14 protein-coding genes are annotated in these 17,286 nt (G+C 41.4%); 13 read left to right on the forward strand and 1 reads right to left on the reverse strand.

What is annotated here, in order from left to right; translation table 11 throughout:
• Positions 1-113 precede the first annotated feature (113 nt).
• On the forward strand, positions 114-2,045 hold the full coding sequence (locus B5Y40_RS11750) for a sialate O-acetylesterase (protein WP_079686842.1): 1,932 nt from the start codon (positions 114-116) through the stop codon (positions 2,043-2,045).
• Between the two features lie 351 nt (positions 2,046-2,396).
• On the opposite strand, the gene B5Y40_RS11755 is transcribed toward B5Y40_RS11750, so the two are convergent.
• Positions 2,397-3,920, reverse strand: a complete 1,524-nt coding sequence (locus tag B5Y40_RS11755) for a tetratricopeptide repeat protein (RefSeq protein WP_221408907.1) — start codon at positions 3,918-3,920, stop codon at positions 2,397-2,399.
• A gap of 554 nt (positions 3,921-4,474) precedes the next feature.
• Between B5Y40_RS11755 and B5Y40_RS11760 the strand changes: the two genes are divergently transcribed.
• The 12 genes from B5Y40_RS11760 to B5Y40_RS11820 all read left to right on the forward strand — a co-directional run bounded on the left by B5Y40_RS11760 (position 4,475) and on the right by B5Y40_RS11820 (position 17,169).
• Positions 4,475-4,867 carry a hypothetical protein gene (locus B5Y40_RS11760; RefSeq protein ID WP_079686844.1) on the forward strand — a complete coding sequence of 131 codons (393 nt, stop codon included), beginning with the start codon at positions 4,475-4,477 and terminating at the stop codon, positions 4,865-4,867.
• 120 nt (positions 4,868-4,987) lie between these two features.
• Positions 4,988-5,380 (forward strand): hypothetical protein, encoded by a 393-nt coding sequence (locus tag B5Y40_RS11765; protein WP_079686845.1) that lies wholly within the window; start codon positions 4,988-4,990, stop codon positions 5,378-5,380.
• A 62-nt stretch (positions 5,381-5,442) separates the two neighbouring features.
• Entirely contained in the window at positions 5,443-5,886 is a 444-nt protein-coding gene (locus tag B5Y40_RS11770; RefSeq protein ID WP_159453677.1) for an STAS/SEC14 domain-containing protein, read from the forward strand.
• Positions 5,887-6,022: 136 nt separating this feature from the next.
• On the forward strand, positions 6,023-8,269 hold the full coding sequence (locus B5Y40_RS11775; RefSeq protein ID WP_079686847.1) for a GAF domain-containing protein: 2,247 nt from the start codon (positions 6,023-6,025) through the stop codon (positions 8,267-8,269).
• A gap of 332 nt (positions 8,270-8,601) precedes the next feature.
• On the forward strand, positions 8,602-8,991 hold the full coding sequence (locus tag B5Y40_RS11780; protein ID WP_079686848.1) for a hypothetical protein: 390 nt from the start codon (positions 8,602-8,604) through the stop codon (positions 8,989-8,991).
• 16 nt (positions 8,992-9,007) lie between these two features.
• The gene (locus tag B5Y40_RS11785) at positions 9,008-9,388 is read left to right on the forward strand and encodes a hypothetical protein (protein ID WP_079686849.1); all 381 of its coding nucleotides are present in this window, start codon (positions 9,008-9,010) and stop codon (positions 9,386-9,388) included.
• A 153-nt stretch (positions 9,389-9,541) separates the two neighbouring features.
• On the forward strand, positions 9,542-9,976 hold the full coding sequence (locus B5Y40_RS11790) for a hypothetical protein (RefSeq protein ID WP_079686850.1): 435 nt from the start codon (positions 9,542-9,544) through the stop codon (positions 9,974-9,976).
• An 18-nt stretch (positions 9,977-9,994) separates the two neighbouring features.
• The gene (locus tag B5Y40_RS11795; protein ID WP_079686851.1) at positions 9,995-10,198 is read left to right on the forward strand and encodes a DUF4397 domain-containing protein; all 204 of its coding nucleotides are present in this window, start codon (positions 9,995-9,997) and stop codon (positions 10,196-10,198) included.
• Positions 10,199-10,886: 688 nt separating this feature from the next.
• The gene (locus B5Y40_RS11805; RefSeq protein WP_221408908.1) at positions 10,887-11,306 is read left to right on the forward strand and encodes a hypothetical protein; all 420 of its coding nucleotides are present in this window, start codon (positions 10,887-10,889) and stop codon (positions 11,304-11,306) included.
• 163 nt (positions 11,307-11,469) lie between these two features.
• Positions 11,470-12,552, forward strand: coding sequence for an efflux RND transporter periplasmic adaptor subunit (locus B5Y40_RS11810; protein WP_079686854.1), 1,083 nt, complete (start codon positions 11,470-11,472; stop codon positions 12,550-12,552).
• A 23-nt stretch (positions 12,553-12,575) separates the two neighbouring features.
• Positions 12,576-15,743, forward strand: coding sequence for an efflux RND transporter permease subunit (locus B5Y40_RS11815; RefSeq protein WP_079686855.1), 3,168 nt, complete (start codon positions 12,576-12,578; stop codon positions 15,741-15,743).
• A complete protein-coding gene (locus B5Y40_RS11820) occupies positions 15,736-17,169 on the forward strand; it encodes a TolC family protein (RefSeq protein ID WP_079686856.1) in 1,434 nt (477 codons plus the stop codon). Before B5Y40_RS11815 ends, B5Y40_RS11820 begins: the two co-directional genes overlap by 8 nt.
• Positions 17,170-17,286: the final 117 nt, after the last annotated feature.

Consider the following 17,286-nt stretch of genomic DNA (forward strand, 5'->3'; position numbering starts at 1 on the left):
GAAATGTTTAATGAAGTCCTCTAAAATTGTTCCTGCCTTCAACCGGATATACCTGGGTATGTTCAGTTTCAAAAAGAGGTTGTACATTGTGCCGTAAATTCATTATCGTCACCATGAACAAGATCGGTCCTCTATCTACTTTCAAAGCGAGCGCTTTGGTTGCTTTTGTTTTCATATCTCTGGCATTGAGTGTCCATGCTGAAGTGGTATTGCCAAAGATTTTTTCAGACAATATGATGTTGCAGCGCAATCAACCCATTCATGTTTGGGGTTGGGCCAAGCCGTCCGAATCTGTTACGGTTACTTTTCATGGAGCAACGGCAAAAACGAAGGCCGATAAAAACGGTAATTGGAAACTTTCTCTGAAGGCTATGTCACATGGAGGCCCTTACGAGTTGGTTGTGAAAGGGAAGAATACCATCACGCTGAAAAATATACTTGTGGGAGATATATGGGTTGGCAGTGGTCAGTCGAACATGGAGTGGATCGTTAAAACTACCAATCACGCTGCTGAGGAAATTGCCAATGGTAATCACCCGCAGATCCGGTTGTTCACTGTACCAAAAGCAATGAGCTTCGATACAGAGAAGGATCTTACCGGAGGACAATGGCTGGAATGCAATCCTGAAACGCTCGGGGATTTTTCAGCTGTCGCTTATTTTTTCGGGAGAAAACTAAATGCTGAACTAAATGTGCCGATCGGTTTGATTAACAGCTCGTGGGGAGGCACAAACATCCAGACCTGGATGAGCAGTGATATAATGTATACCAAAGACGAGTACAAAAAACTTGATCTGCCTGCTCTTCGCCTGGAAGCCAAAGAACTTCCTGAAAAACAAAGAAAATATTATGATGCATTGCAGAATGAAAAGGGCAAATCAGAAAAGTGGTACGAGCCCGGCTATACGGATGGATGGAAGAAGATTGTATTACCTAAAATTTGGGAGCAAACCGAAATTGGTAATGCCGATGGCATCGTGTGGTTTAAAAAAGAATTTACGCTCGATGCAGCAGATATAGGGAGCGCTACACTGCATTTAGGACCGATCGATGATATAGATGAGACTTACCTGAATGGCAAGCTTGTGGGGGGGACAAACGGATGGAACGCTGAGCGGAATTACCCGATAGCAGGAAATATACTTCAACCCGGCAAGAACATACTGGTAGTGCGTGTAACCGATGGTGCCGGTGGTGGTGGTATATATGGCGCTCCGGAAAAACTATTTCTGGAAATAAACACCAAGAGAATTGATTTGGCAGGAGAGTGGCTTTATAAAGTGTCTGTACTCAATACGCAGTACGGACTTCAGGCGGGCGGGCCGAATGCATATCCATCACAACTCTATAACGCGATGATCGCTCCGTTTATATCCTTGCCGATCAAAGGTGTGATCTGGTACCAGGGTGAAGCCAATACATGGGAAGCCGAACGCTATAAAGCATTATTTCCGGAATTGATAAACAACTGGCGCTCCAAGTGGAATCAGCAGTTTCCTTTTTTATGGGTGCAGTTAGCCAATTTTATGGCCCCCGATGCCACGCCTGCTTCCAGCGAATGGGCAGCCCTTCGCGAAGCACAAAGTGCAACGTTGGCGCTTCCTTCCACAGGTCAGGCCGTTATCATAGATATAGGAGAGGCCGGAGATATTCATCCGCGCAACAAACAAGATGTAGGATTGAGGCTTGCACTTTCAGCCCTGCACGTTGCGTATAACCAGGACGTTGTATACTCAGGGCCCGTATATAAATCAATGCAAAAGACGGATAATAAACTTATTCTCACCTTTGATAATGTCGGTAGCGGCCTGGTAATAAAAGACAAGTATGGTTACCTGAAGTCGTTCGCTATAGCAGGCGATGATCAAAAGTTTGTTTGGGCAAAAGCATATATCGAAAATGGTAAAGTTATAGTGTATCATCCCGATGTTAAGAATCCGGTAGCGGTACGTTATGCCTGGGGAAATAATCCGGATGATGCAAATCTGTATAACCAGGAAGGATTGCCTGCTTCACCTTTCAGAACAGATAACTGGAAGCCTTAATCGAAATGGCCTGTAGAAAAAGGCGTTAGTATATAGATTGAAATGATGGCTGTTGTGACCGGGATAGTATAATTACTGCCATGCCAATTTAGGTGCCAGAATTACTTATTGGAAAAAATGTGTTATCAAAAAATTTTGTAAGATATACCAGCAGTTTATTGTCATGTAATTTTCTGAATTCATTCTTCAGTTAATGTAATGTTTATTCGTAGCCATGTCTATTGTATTTTCATCTGGAATAGTTACGTTTTGTGTTAACTCAACATAACTAAAAGGGTGGCTCTAAACAAACTGCTCTTTTAAATCTTTAGTCGGACAAGAATGATAATCTATAATCACACACAATTTGCGTTACAGGCTGCCAATAAAATCCTTTAGTGATTGAGCTTCTTCAAGGCCAAGTCTTTTTTTAAGACGGTGCCGCGATTGCTTAATACTATCAACTGAAATATCCAACATGACAGAAGCTTCCTTGACCGATAAATTTAATTTAGTAATAGCGGCCAGCCGTAATTCAGATGCCGTTATAGAAGGATAGTGATACCGAAGTTTTGCGAAAAACTCAGGATATACTTCTTCAAATGATTTCTTAAAGTGCTCCCAATCTTCCTTGGTATGTATTTTCAAATGGATGATTCTATTGAACTTATCAATAGAATCAGCGCTCCCAGCGCTCTCTGCTGGACTATTCTTCAGCAATTCAAGCTCTTGACTAATGCTGGCTATAAGTTCTGATTTTTCAACCAAGCGTTGCGTGTAATGCTTCAGTTTCTGCTGCTTTACCAGCAGTTTCTTTTGGATAATTAATTTTATACGATTAAGGATTAAAAAAATGAGTAGCAAAAGGACGATCAATGCTACGATAAAAGTATTTCTGCGAAACAGGCGTGATTCATACTGTTCTGCCTGCGCTTTCAGCTCCAGGTCTTTTTTCTCCAATTCATAGCTCAGGGTTAACTTCGCAATACGATCCGTGCCTTCTTCATTTTTAAGCGTATCGTTTAAGGCCAGACAATATGCTATAGATTGATATCCCTTGGCATGATTTCCCATTGATTCATGAATTACAGCTAACCTCTTGTAATTTTGAAGAACGAATAACTTTCGTTTGGTCTCTTTTCCAATCATCAACCCTTTTTCAGCCATCGTCAATGCTTTTGAAAGTTCGTTCTGGCCTCTATAAACGTCACTGAGTGTACCATAAATTTCGGCCAGCAGTTCTTTCTCCATGCCGTTGCTTTTATCCACCAGCGTAAGAGCTTTCATTATACATACAAACCCATTGATATAGTCTTTGCGTGCGACATATATACCGCTCATATTAATCAACGATGCTATCAAAACATATCGGGTACCTGTTTTCTCTGATTGAGAACTCACATACTTATATTGTTCCAGGGCGATGGAATCGTTACCCTGTTGTTCATAAATATGGCCGATGTTATACATCGTAAGCAACGGCCCTCGTTCGTCCCCAAGTTGTTTCCAAAGCGTTACTGCCTTCTTGTAATACTCCTGTCCTCTCTCAAATGCTCCTTCGTATACATATATAGATCCTATATCATGATATGTCCGGGCAAGATCCGACAAGTATCTTTCCTTCTCCTGAATACGCAGCGCCAGCAAGTGATACTCAAGAGCCTTGTGCTTGTTCCCGATAGTGGAGTACGCATCCCCGAGGAATCCATACGCTAAGGAAATTCCTTTGTCAAAATCGGTACTTCGTGAAAGTTCCAATGCCTCCCAGGCAGTCTCTATAACCTTCTTTTCATCAACCTCCTGATTATAGTGATTACACAAATCAAAAAGCGCCCATACTTTGCTTGTATCTTCCGGAAGCTTGGTGAGAACAGAAAGTATGCTGTCAACTTTCACCGTTTGAGCATTCCCGGTAGAAAAAACAAGAAGAAGGAAATGCAGAAGAAAAATTATCCGACAGAACATACTTATTTTTTTATCCTAAAAATAATAAGTCAGCAGTTGAAATTTTTTCCTTTCTCCTGTTAAACATTACAAGTATACATTTTTATAACCCTGATAACGTCCTTGTCAGCTGGGTAAAAAATATCGTCAGACATTGATTTGACTATTGAGTAGTAATAGTAACCATTTTGTTAACGCTTTTTTTGTGGCCGATTTAGTTTGCAAAGCATAAATACAGCTTCCCAACTTTTAAGTATACATACACTGTAGCATCAGTATACCGGTTGGTGACTACGTAAAAATACCGAGGTAATCATTTGTTACCAGACATTCATTTCTGTGCTTTTTTTTTTCAAATCAGGATCAACCTTGCAGTGATAGTATTTATACCAATACCCTAAAATATATATTGAATCGATGCCCGTTTTTTGCAGTCGATTATATCCCTAATAAGGTATTATAGAATGAATAAACAAGTAATTAAATAACAACCAACAGCTAAAAAAATGCAGATATACCTTGAAACAGAGTGCGCTTTAACCACCTATGATGAAAATAGTTGCTCAATAATTATCACGTGGAAAATACCTCCTTTATCGGTAGAATACAGAGATAACCTGAAGACTTTACTTTCAGCGATGGAGCATTTCAAAACCGGCAAGGTGGTTGCCGATACAACGAACTTTGGCACCCTCCATCCCGATGACCAAGAATGGACTTCATCAGAATGGATTAAAGAGGCTATAAAAGTAGGGTACTCTCATGCCGCAATCATTTTGCCAAACGATGCTTACTCACAAATGGCAATTGACGAAACAATGAGCCCCATAATGAATATTGTTACCACTGCTTATTTCAATAACCTGGAAGCTGCTACTAAATGGATAAAGCAGTTTTGATAAAGGTAATATGAACGAATCACAAGTAACATCGATGCCCGTTTTTTGCAGCCGATTATATCTATAAGGTATATAGAATGAATAAAACAAGTAACCCATTAACAACCAACAACTAAAAGAATGCAGATATACCTTGAAACAGAGTGTGCTTTATTCACCTATGATGAAAATAGTTACTCAATAATTATCACGTGGAAAACACCTCCTTTATCGGTAGAATTCAGAGATAACGTCAAGACTTTACTTTCCGTGATGGAGCATTTCAAAACCGGTAAGGTGGTTTCCGACATAACGAACTTTGGCATCCTCCATCCCGATGACCAAGAATGGGCTACATCAGAATGGTTTAAAGAGGCTATAAAAGTAGGGTACTCTCATCAAGCAATCATTTTGCCAAACGATGCTTACTTACAATGGGTGATTGAAGAAACAGGGCGCCCCGTAATGAATACGGTTACCACTGCTTATTTCAATAACCTGGAAGCTGCTATTAAATGGATAAAGCAGTCTTGATAATATGAGCGAATCACAAGTAACAATATATAAAGAAGAATTAAAAAATAATGGGATTAACAATGAACCAACATCCAACAACAATCAGGCTGCATACGCAAGAAATTGGAACACTCGACTATGATCCTTCTGTGCCATGCATTATTGCCACGCATATTGGGTATATACTTGATGAAGAATTTAGAGACTTCCTCAACCTGGGACTGAAATTCTTGATTGAAAAGAAAAAAACACATGGCAAAATAGCATGGCTTGTAGATGCGTCACAATTGGAAGCCAACCTAAGTGAAGAATGGGCTGTTAGAGATTGGAATCCCAGAGCTCTGGCAGAAGGTATACAGCATGTCGCATTCGTGTTGCCGTCTGATGTGTTCGGAAAAATTCCAGTTCAGAATTACGTTGATCTGAATGAACAAAATCAATCATCCGCAAAGATGGTAACCGCTATATTCGAAGACATTGAGTCCGCAAAGGAGTGGCTTCGTGAATCGTTAAGAAATTTTTGAATTACTAATTGTTCAATATATAGCTGTACCTCATTGAAGTAGCATGTCGATGCCTATTCAGCCACGGCTAAATTCTGTTTGAGGTCGCGTACAATTATATAAATCAAGGAAACTTTCAAGAATATATACTTCATGAATGAGTGATAAGCCACTCCATGTACATATTACTAATTTATCAAGAATGAAAACCATTTGGCAGCCTTCCAATCATACCATCAAAAATCAAATTATTTTGAGCTCTGCTTTGCTGGTACTGATTATTGTTTTGAGTAACCTATATAGTTATTACTGCAATAATACGGTAATTGCTCAACAGGATCAGCTTAATGGTCAGCAACTGCAAATCTTGCTGCAATTAGAAACGATTAGCAAATATGTAGCGTTAGCCGAACTTGAATCCCGTTCCTTTCTCCTAATAGAAAAAGAAGAATTCAACAAACTTCGCCATGGAATATGGGAAGATAAGATTACTCCCGCTGCCGCTGTTTTGAAATCAAAAATAGAAGAAGATAAAATTAATATCAACGAAGAAGAGATTGCGAAATTATTAAACAACTTGATCGACTACCAACACTTGCAAAAGCAAACGGAAACTAAAATCCGCTCGCTTTTCGCGGCAGCGCAGAAACAAGATTCAACGGTGAGATATGAATATAGGGGTAAACTTGAATTGGCTTTAGCGCTGAACCAACATCAGCGTCCAGTCTTCGATGCTATTAAAGATGGCTCTGCTAAACTTATTCAAGAACAACGAGATTTTATTCGCAGTGAAAGTGTTTCACTTTCACATCGGATGAGGATAGCTCAGTTGATTATCCTGGTTTTAATTGTAGGAAGCTTAGGGTTAGCTAGTTTATTAGTTTACTCGTTGGTTAAGGTTACTATTAATCCTCTTTTAACAGCAAGTGATTATCTGTCGGAAGTAGCACTGGGTAAGCAGCCTGCACCATTGCAAGAACCAAAAAATGAGATGGGTATAATAATCTGTTCCATCAATAGGTTAGTAGCTCATCTGAAAGCCTCAGCGAATTTTGCCAATCAAGTTGGAGCGGGTAAATATGATAATCAACTCACTCCTGCAAGCACGGACGATACTTTGGGAAATGCATTGTTGATCATGCAGGAAAAACTCCGACAGACAGAGATCGAAGGCAAGAAAAGGCAATGGGCTGCTGAAGGCATGACCAAGTTTGCCACACTTCTCCGCGAATATACCATTGATAGACAAACCATGGGGATTGAACTCGTCAGTTTTCTGGTACGATACCTAAAGGCCAACCAAGGTGGTTTATTTATTCTGCGAGGTGATACGAAAAACCAATATTTAGAATTAGATGCTTGTTATGCCTATGATCGTAAAAAATTTATTCAACGGAAAATTCATCTGGGCGAAGGTTTGCTTGGCCAAGCCGTACTTGAAGCAGATACTATATATATAACCAATATACCGGAAGACTATATACAAATTACCTCAGGTTTGGGAGAGGCACTTCCCTCAAGCATATTGATTGTTCCGCTAAAGCTGAATGAGCAAGTATATGGTGTCATTGAAATAGCGTCATTCAATACGTTAGCTCCACACGAAATTGCTTTCATGGAAAAGCAAGCCGAGAGTGTTGCATCTGCAATTGCTTCATCGCAACTACATGAGCAAACCGAAAAATTATTGTGGGAGTCTCAGCAAAATAGTGAGAAGCTCCAGGCACAAGAAGAAGAGATGCGACAAAACATGGAAGAATTACAAACTACGCAAGAAGGCATGGAACGTATGATGAGAGAATCTAAAGCCCAGGAACTTTATATGCGGAACCTGATCAATGCATCAACGGATTCTATTCTTACGTTCGATCACGAATATAAAATCATCCACTCCAATCAGGTGGCCAGGACTGGATACGAGGCAATCGGCATTTCAATCGAAAAAGCAGACTCTAATCTTTTACAACTCATCCCTGCTACAGAGCGGGATGTGCTTAAGCAAATGTTTGATAAAAGTCTTTCCGGTGAGGCCCTTGAGATGACTTCTCAAAGTCAATCGGAAACTCATTTTATAGTTAAATATATTCCGATTAAAAATGAACAAGGTGAAGTAACTGCCGTAGCTCAATTCTCAACCGATGTTACGAAGCTGATCAAGGCACAGGAAGAAACAAAGAAAATGCTCCAGGCGAGTCAGGTGCAAGCGGAGGAACTCCAGGCTCAGGAGGAAGAATTACGGGCTACCCTGGAGGCTGAAGCACAGCGGAGCAAAGACCTTGAGCGGATGAAGTCGCAAGCGGAAACTCAAAAACAGATGATGTTAAAAGTCATTGAAAAGCTGAAGGCAAAAGAAAGCCAGGCACAAGCAGAGGAACTCCGCACGCAGGAAGAAAAATTGCGCTAAAGCAGGCCAGTCACATATAGCACTCATCATTGCAGCTGATATTTTCATTCAGATGGCAGCGCTTGAACTGAAAGAGAAGGTGATAGCCAACCTTACTAAAACAATCCGTGATAACTAGATTTTAATTACATGGAAACTTCTTTTGAAAAAGATTACATCAAGATCAAATACAGCAAAGCCGAGCACATCCTGATTTTGATGTGGTTCGCTCGACCCACTTCTGTGGAGTTCAGGGAAGGAGTGGTTCCGAAAAGTAGAACAGGTTCAAATCACAGTATATAGACAAACCAAATAACATTCAATAATCAGGAATCAATTATAAACTAACAATAATGCAAACTTATTTTGAAAGAGATTACTACACTATCAGCTACGATGAAGTCAATCATATACTGATAGCAAAATTTATAAGCCCATCTACGTCTGTAGAATACAGAGAAGCGTTAGGAGCTGTTATTCCGGCAATACAGCATTTTAAAACGGGGAAGGTAATATGGGATGTTCGCTATTTAGGTGTTATCAGTCCAGTTGACCAGGAATGGACTATTTCAAATTTTCATAATCCTGCACTTAAGTTTGGCTATTCGAAGGCTGCTCTTATAATGCCTTCTGACGTTTTTACTGAAATGTCAATAGACGGTATTGTCAGTGAGGTAGGTGACTTTCAGAATAAATATTTTGACAACACGGAAGCAGCTATTGATTGGCTAAAACAGTTCTGAATCATCTAAACCTTTAATGTTTATACAAAATTATTTTGAAAAAGATTCTTTCATCATACGCTATGATGAAGGCAACCATATACTGATACATGAATGGAAAGTCTTTCCCACATCTCAGGAGTTCAAAGAAGGCACAAATATTCTCATCGCTGCTTTTGAACATTTCAAAACAGGTAAACTGGTGGGTGATGTCCGTCAGTTGGGTGCAGTACACCCCGATGATCAGCAGTGGATTTTAACAGACTGGATTTCGAGAGCTCGTAAAGCAGGCTTCTCCCATTCAGCAACGATCATCAGGATATTTTTACTCAAATGTCTCTTGAAGGAATGTCTGGGCATATGGAAGATCTGTCGAGTAAACATTTCGACAACATGGAAAACGCTGTTGACTGGATAAAACAGTTTTAACCTTATCAATTCTTATCGTTCAATTAAATAATCTTAAATGATGGCGAACGGATGTGAGAGGAATGTCAATTAATCTTGGTGTGACGGCCTGGTTATAAAATAGTTTAAAATAAAAACCAATTATCAAATAATAAATACAATTATGATTACAAGAATTTTTGAAAAAGAATATGCAACGCTTGATTACGACCCAAGTGTTCCCTGTGTTATCGCGACCACTCTGAAATTCATGATGCTGGAAGAATTCAAATTACATCTCGATTTCGGGCTTGAGTTTATGAAGGAAAAAATTAAGGAAACAGGAAAAATGATGTGGCTTCCTGACACCACATTAACGGGAGCTTTTGATGATGAAGGTATTAAATGGGTCATTAAAGATTGGACACCCCGCGCCATTGCTGCTGGCATAAAGCATGTAGGCTTTGTGATATCTGAAAGCGAGTGGACTAACATGGCAACAGAGGAGTATAGTGAAAGTGTCAAGGACAATGGAGAAAAAGAAGGGATGACGACAGCTTTTTTCAAAGACGTAGAATCAGCAAAAAACTGGTTCAGAGATATGAGTATAAATCAATAACAGTTTTCATGCAATAAGGTGAAGGTTAAGTTCATCCACCTGAGTGATGCTGCACCGTCCAATATCTATATCAAAGATTCCAATGGAGAAACGATTGTTAGTAATCTTACCATCAACATAGAAAGTGGTTATTCAACGTTTGACCCCGGAGCGCTCTCACTGCAACTCTATATACCGTATCGCGAAACAGCATTGGTATTTTTGAAGTGCCTGACCTGGTAACCGGTAGTATATATACTATATATACTACCGGGGCAACGGACGTAGCCGTAAGTGTTCAGAAGGTTCTTCACAACTAAAACAAATTCGCTATACACGTGAAAAAGAAAGGCGCTTGATGACATGCCTTTCGCTTTTTTACATGACATAATCTTACGAAGTTTTGCCCACGTTAAGCTATATCTCACACGAGGCGGATAAAGTAGCCGAATTGCCGGAGAGGCGTTTGATAACCCACCGCTTGCCAAACCATACTTTAACATACACTTAATATTGAAATAAGGATGGATACATAATTATGCTGTAAACTTGAGATGTTCTTTCTGGACGAAATTGTGGTAGTAAAGTCATTTTTGCTAAAAGCGTTATGTTCCATAAAAAGCTATCTCAAAGAAGTATATCCGATTTGGTACTCGCGCTAAAGATATAGAGCGAGCCTGCCTTTGCGAGCTGTTCGATCGAAACAGTCCATTTTTATAAAAAGTCACATAGTATATATGAATTTATTTTCGCTTGGATGAAGGCTTGAAAACGCGCTTTTCCGAAGGAGAAATTCAAAATATTTTTGAAAGTATTTATATGCGTTTTTGCAACAACTTACCACTGCAATCGTTAGCTAGTTTGATCAATTTTTTCAGGCACTTGCATGGAAAACTAACTTTACATAAGTTGCGCCTTGATGAAGAATTTCGTGAATAGATTTTTTCTGCCGCTCTGCATTTTTCTGCTGAGCGGATATATCCAACGGGAGGCCTATGCTTCCGCTGGATATGATCACGCTGCTTCTGAAGTGTCTTCTGAAAAGCCGGATCATGTTAATTTCGTTACGCAGCAAAACCGACTTGCACTATTTCCGAGATCTGCTTCATCGCATGGTAAAAAGCAGTACTTTAAGATCGATGTAACCGAGGTACGCGAAGAAGAGGAAGATGAACACGAACAAGCTTCCATCAAAAAGTATTTTGCGAGCAGTCATTACTTTCTATCTGCTTTATTCACACAGGCGCCTTCACATTTTTCCAGTACTAATAAAGGTGTATCACCTTTTTATCGGCGTCATTCTTATACCGCATCCAACAGGTATCTCATGTTCCTGGTCATCAGGATATGATTTGAAAACACTGTAGGGAATTACACCTACATCTCCATTTACAATTTTATTCTTCTACGCCTCCATGATCAATACGAGAATGGATCGCACAGGATGTGTTATACCACTTCACATTCCATAGAAGTCTCTTAGGAAAATTATCGTTTAACAATTTATTATTAGCATGAAGCAGATTCTAGTGCTCTTAAGCTTATGTGCCTTGTTGTGCCATACAAGCTGCGAGTCAAAAAAAGAAGAGAAGGTGGAAGAAACTAAATACTTAGTTACAAGCCCTTTAAAGAGAGACACGTTAGTCACGCGTGAGTATGTATGTCAGATCCACGCTATAAGTCACATTGAACTTAGGGCACTTGAAAGAGGCTACCTGGAAAAAATCTTTGTAGATGAAGGCCAGTCTTTGAAGAAGGGACAACTCATGTTCCAGATCATGCCGCTGCTATATAAAGCAGAAACACAGAAGGCACAGGCTGAAGCGAATTTCGCAGAGATAGAATATAAAAATACAAAGTCGCTTGCCGATAGCAATGTGGTGTCGAAAAATGAATTAGCGTTAGCGAAAGCGAAATTGGACAAAGCAAAAGCTGAGTTAGCATTAGCACAGGTTCATTTGGGCTTTACAGAAATTCGCGCTCCGTTCAATGGTATCATGGATCACTTCCAGGTAAGGCTTGGTAGTCTTGTGGATGAAGGCGATCTGCTTACAACATTATCAGACAACAGCAAGATGTGGGTATATTTCAACGTACCTGAAGCTGAATATCTCGAGTATAAAGCAAAAGAAAAAAAGGATAACATGTTGAAGGTTAACCTGCTCATGGCCAATCATGAATTGTTCAAATATAGCGGTGTGGTAGAGACTATCGAAGCCGACTTTAATAACGAAACCGGGAACATTGCTTTCAGAGCGACTTTTCCGAATCCTGACGGGCTGTTGAGACATGGTGAAACCGGGAATATACAAATGACTGTACCGCTCAAAGACGCACTCATCATTCCACAGAAAGCAACCTTTGAAATCCTCGAGAAGAAATATGCATTTGTAGTAGATAAAGATAACGTGGTACGCTCCAGGGAAATTAGCATTGCTGCAGAACTGCCGGATATATATATCGTCAATGAGGGCATATCGGCAGGGGATAAGATTCTCCTGGAAGGCATTCGGAAAGTGAAAGATGGTGATAAGATAGCGTTTGACTATCAGGACCCAAAGACGGTGATTCCGCACCTGAAAGTATATACCGAATAACGTAACCATTCAAAATACAGAAAATGTTTAAGGAATTTATTCATAGACCGGTATTCGCTATCGTGATATCGCTGGTCATTGTTTTCATGGGTATACTGGCGATTAATACATTGCCTATATCACAGTTCCCGGAGATCTCGCCACCGATGGTAATCGTACGGGCATCGTATCCCGGAGCCAGCGCCAAAGTGCTCACCGAATCCGTTCTCATTCCACTCGAGCAAGCCGTGAATGGTGTGCCCGGTATGAAGTATATGACTTCTGATGCAACCAGCGCAGGAGAAGCGAATATACAGATCGTGTTCAACCTGGGTACCAATCCCGACCAGGCTGTAGTGAACGTCAATACGCGTATAGCTCAGGTGTTGAACAGGCTGCCTATACTGGTGCAACGTGAAGGTGTGATCGTAAACCGTATTGTACCAAACATGCTCATGTATGTTAACCTGTATAGTAAAGATCCTCACGCAGACATGAAGTTCCTTTTCAACTTTGCCGGTGTTAACATGTTGCCGGAATTGCAAAGGATCAACGGTATAGGACAGGCCAGTATATTAGGAAGTCGTCAATACGCGATGCGTGTGTGGTTGAAACCTGACCGGATGCGTGCCTATAATATTTCGGCAGATGAGGTGATGGAAGCATTGGGTGATCAAAGTGTTATTGGGTCACCAGGCCGTATAGGCCGAAGTGATGGTAAACGTGCAGAGGCGCTCGAGTATGTATTGTCATACCCGGGCAGGTTCAATGACCCTGATCAGTATAAGAATGTAATCATTAAGGCTAATGCCAACGGAGAGATTCTCCGGCTCAAAGATATAGCCAATGTAGAACTGGGAAGTGAATACTATGATATATACTCGAATCTGAACAACTTTCCATCAGCAGCGATTGTATTGAAACAAACGTATGGTAGTAATGCGAGTGACGTAATTAAAAGTGTAAAAGCCAAGCTCGATGAACTGAAAGTAAGTTCGTTTCCTCCGGGCATGGACTATAAAATAAGTTATGACGTTTCCAACTTTTTGGATGCATCCACTGAGAATGTTATTCACACCTTAAGAGACGCATTTATACTCGTGGCATTAGTAGTATTTGTGTTCTTGGGTGACTGGCGGTCAACGTTGATACCAACCCTGGCGGTTCCTGTGTCGCTGATTGGTGCGTTTATGTTCATGCAGCTCTTTGGGCTTACCATCAACATGATTACACTTTTTGCATTGGTACTTGCCATTGGTATAGTGGTCGATGATGCGATTGTGGTAGTCGAGGCGGTGCATGCGAAAATGGCCGAAGAACATCTATCTCCCTATAACGCAGTAAAGAAAGTTCTTGGTGAAATCAGTGGTGCTGTTATAGCCATCACGTTGCTGATGACGGCTGTGTTTGTACCGGTAGCTTTTATGACGGGTCCTGTCGGTATATTCTACAGACAGTTTTCCATTACCATGGCGACATCTATCGTTCTCTCCGGTATCGTAGCACTTACCCTCACACCGGTGCTCTGCGCGATGATCCTGAAGAATACACATGGAAAGCCACGCAAGAAAACATGGGTCAACAGAGGTCTCGATGGCTTTAATACCGGCTTCGATAAACTCACCGGTAAATATGTATGGCTGCTCAAGTTGATTGTAAATAAGCGCATTGTGACCTTTGGTATACTACTGGTATTCTGTACCGGTATATTTATAGTCACCAACATCATGCCTTCGGGATTTATACCAAGTGAAGACCAGGGGATGATCTATGCGATTATCCAAACACCTCCCGGCTCAACGCTGGAACGTACCAATGATATAGCACGTAAATTGCAAGCTGTAGCCGAGAAAGTCGATGGTATAGAATCTGTTTCTGCGCTGGCTGGTTATGAAGTGTTAACCGAAGGACGCGGATCGAATGCGGGTACATGTCTTATCAACTTAAAGCCGTGGTCAGAGCGTGAGCATACTGTTACCGATATTATTATCGAGCTGGAAGAAAAAGCAAAAGTTATTCCGGGGGCAACGATAGAATTCTTTGATCCACCGGCTGTGCCTGGATATGGAGCTGCGGGTGGTTTCTCTTTGCAATTGCTCGATAAGACGAACACGGGTGACTACAAGGCCCTTGAAAAAGTGAATGATGAATTCATGACCGAGCTGCGCAAACGCAAAGAGCTCACGGGTCTGTTCACGTTCTTCAGTGCCAACTATCCTCAGTATGAACTTGAGATCGACAACGCGAAGGCTATGCAAAAAGGGGTTTCCATTGGTAACGCCATGAACACGCTGTCGGTCTTGATAGGCAGTACATACGAACTTGGTTTTATAAAATTCCAACGTTTCTTCAAAGTGTTCGTGCAGGCCTCACCGGAATACAGAAAGTTACCCGAAGATGTACTGAACATGTGGGTAAAAAATGACCATGGTGAAATGGTACCGTTCTCGGCTTTTATGAAAATCAAAAAGACACAAGGAGCCAACGAGATCAACCGCTATAATATGTATACTACTGCTGCCATACGAGGCGGTGCCGCGAAAGGCTTTAGCAGTGGTGAAGCAATCAAGGCAGTACAGGAAGTGGCCAAGCAAACGCTGCCGCGTGGCTATGATATAGATTGGGGTGGTCTTTCAAAAGACGAAGTGATGCGAGGAAATGAAGCACTATATATATTCCTGATTGTGCTAGGCTTTGTATACATGGTTCTGGCAGCACAATACGAAAGTTTCTTGTTGCCTTTAGCGGTGATTTTCTCATTGCCTGCCGGGGTGTTCGGAGCCTTTATTCTACTCAAGTTTCTTGGGCTGGCCAATGATATATATGCGCAGGTTGGGCTTGTGATGCTGGTCGGGCTGCTCGGTAAGAACGCGGTGTTGATTGTCGAATTTGCCGTACAGAAACATCGTGAAGGATTCACGGTACTGGAAGCCGCTATCGAAGGAGCGAAAGTACGTTTCCGTCCTATATTAATGACTTCATTCGCCTTCATCGCTGGTTTGATTCCGCTGGTACTTGCAACGGGTCCCGGGGCTATCGGTAACCGTACTATCGGAGCGTCTTCCCTGGGCGGTATGCTTTTCGGGACAGTGTTCGGGGTAATCATCGTACCCGGCTTGTACTATATATTCGGTACACTCGCCGAAGGCCGCCAGCTTATTAAAGATGAACATGATAAACCATTAACTGAAGAAAGTGAGCACCATGGCTAGGAATAAAATTTTGATATACACCGGGATACTATATATATCCCTGTTATATACCGCATGTAGCGTACCGGGAGTTGTCCAGAAGAAAGAAGATAAAACTGTTCCTGCGAGCTATATCAGCTCGCAGGATACAACCAACACGGCTAAGATCAAGTGGAAAGAATTCTTCACAGATCCATACTTGAATGCCCTGATCGACACAGCGCTGATGAACAACCAGGAGTTGAACATTACGCTACAGGAAATCCAGATTGCACGCAATGAAATACGCGCTCGAAAAGGAGAGTACCTGCCTTTTGTAGGAATACGTGGTGGCGCGGGTGTTGACAAAGTGGGGCGCTATACCAATATAGGAGCGAGTGAAGCCACTACCGATATTAAACCGGGAAGAGAAACACCTGATCCGTTGCCTAATTATTATCTGGGAGCGTATGCCACCTGGGAAGTAGATGTATGGGGCAAGCTGCACAACGCTAAAAAAGCAGCCGTGAGCCGGTATCTTTCTTCTGTAGAAGGGAAAAATTTCATGGTGACAAATCTGATCGCAGAGATTGCCAATTCATACTATGAATTACTGGCACTCGACAATCAACTCGCCATCATAAAAACCAACATTGAGATTCAGAGTAATGCCTTGGAGATTGTAAAACTTCAGAAGGAAGCTACGCGTGTTACTGAACTTGCTGTAAGGAGGTTTGAAGCGCAGGTACTCAATACAAGAAGTCTTCAGTTTAATATACAGCAAAGTATCATTGAAACTGAAAACCGGATTAACTTCCTGGTGGGCCGGTATCCAAGGCCTATTCAGAGAAATTCGCAAAGCTTCGATACGCTGGTACCGGGTACTATATATGGCGGTATACCTTCGCAGTTACTGGAGAACCGACCGGATATCAAGCAAGCCGAGTTTGACCTGATGGCCGCCAAGTTGAATGTAAAAGTTGCCAAGGCTAACTTTTATCCTTCACTCGGTATATCTGCCGGTGTAGGGTTTGAGTCGTTTGATCCAACCTACCTGGTAAAGACACCTCAATCACTGCTATATTCTGTAGCAGGAGATTTGATGGCACCACTGGTAAACCGGAACGCTATAAAAGCCACCTATTATAGCGCCAATGCCAAGCAGATCCAGGCGGTATATAATTACCAACGCACGGTTCTAAACGCCTACATTGAAGTTGTCAATCAGCTCTCCAAGATCAGCAACCTGGAGAAGAGTTACGATTTAAAAGAGAAGGAGGTACAAGCCCTTACACAATCGATCACCATTTCCAATAATCTTTTCAAGTCGGCGCGTGCTGACTATATGGAAGTGTTACTGACACAACGTGACGCACTGGAATCAAGGTTTGAACTGATTGAAACCAAGAAGCAGCAAATGAATGCCATGGTAAATGTATACCAGGCACTCGGAGGCGGATGGAATTAACGTACTTGATATAATATAGTATATATTTTGGGGGATAGGGGTGAAGAGGATGGATCACGAAAGTGATTCATCCCTTCTTATTTATAGCGGAATGACAACAACAGTTCAATAGTTGTT

It is taken from the genome of Ohtaekwangia koreensis (assembly GCF_900167975.1).
In the GTDB taxonomy this organism is placed as follows: domain Bacteria; phylum Bacteroidota; class Bacteroidia; order Cytophagales; family Cyclobacteriaceae; genus Ohtaekwangia; species Ohtaekwangia koreensis.

Coding starts and splice junctions, on each gene's coding strand:
- B5Y40_RS11750 (WP_079686842.1), top strand. CDS start 114: ATGAACAAGATCGGTCCTCTATCTACTTTCAAAGCGAGCGCTTTGGTT.
- B5Y40_RS11760 (WP_079686844.1), top strand. CDS start 4,475: ATGCAGATATACCTTGAAACAGAGTGCGCTTTAACCACCTATGATGAA.
- B5Y40_RS11765 (WP_079686845.1), top strand. CDS start 4,988: ATGCAGATATACCTTGAAACAGAGTGTGCTTTATTCACCTATGATGAA.
- B5Y40_RS11770 (WP_159453677.1), top strand. CDS start 5,443: ATGAACCAACATCCAACAACAATCAGGCTGCATACGCAAGAAATTGGA.
- B5Y40_RS11775 (WP_079686847.1), top strand. CDS start 6,023: ATGAGTGATAAGCCACTCCATGTACATATTACTAATTTATCAAGAATG.
- B5Y40_RS11780 (WP_079686848.1), top strand. CDS start 8,602: ATGCAAACTTATTTTGAAAGAGATTACTACACTATCAGCTACGATGAA.
- B5Y40_RS11785 (WP_079686849.1), top strand. CDS start 9,008: ATGTTTATACAAAATTATTTTGAAAAAGATTCTTTCATCATACGCTAT.
- B5Y40_RS11790 (WP_079686850.1), top strand. CDS start 9,542: ATGATTACAAGAATTTTTGAAAAAGAATATGCAACGCTTGATTACGAC.
- B5Y40_RS11810 (WP_079686854.1), top strand. CDS start 11,470: ATGAAGCAGATTCTAGTGCTCTTAAGCTTATGTGCCTTGTTGTGCCAT.
- B5Y40_RS11815 (WP_079686855.1), top strand. CDS start 12,576: ATGTTTAAGGAATTTATTCATAGACCGGTATTCGCTATCGTGATATCG.
- B5Y40_RS11820 (WP_079686856.1), top strand. CDS start 15,736: ATGGCTAGGAATAAAATTTTGATATACACCGGGATACTATATATATCC.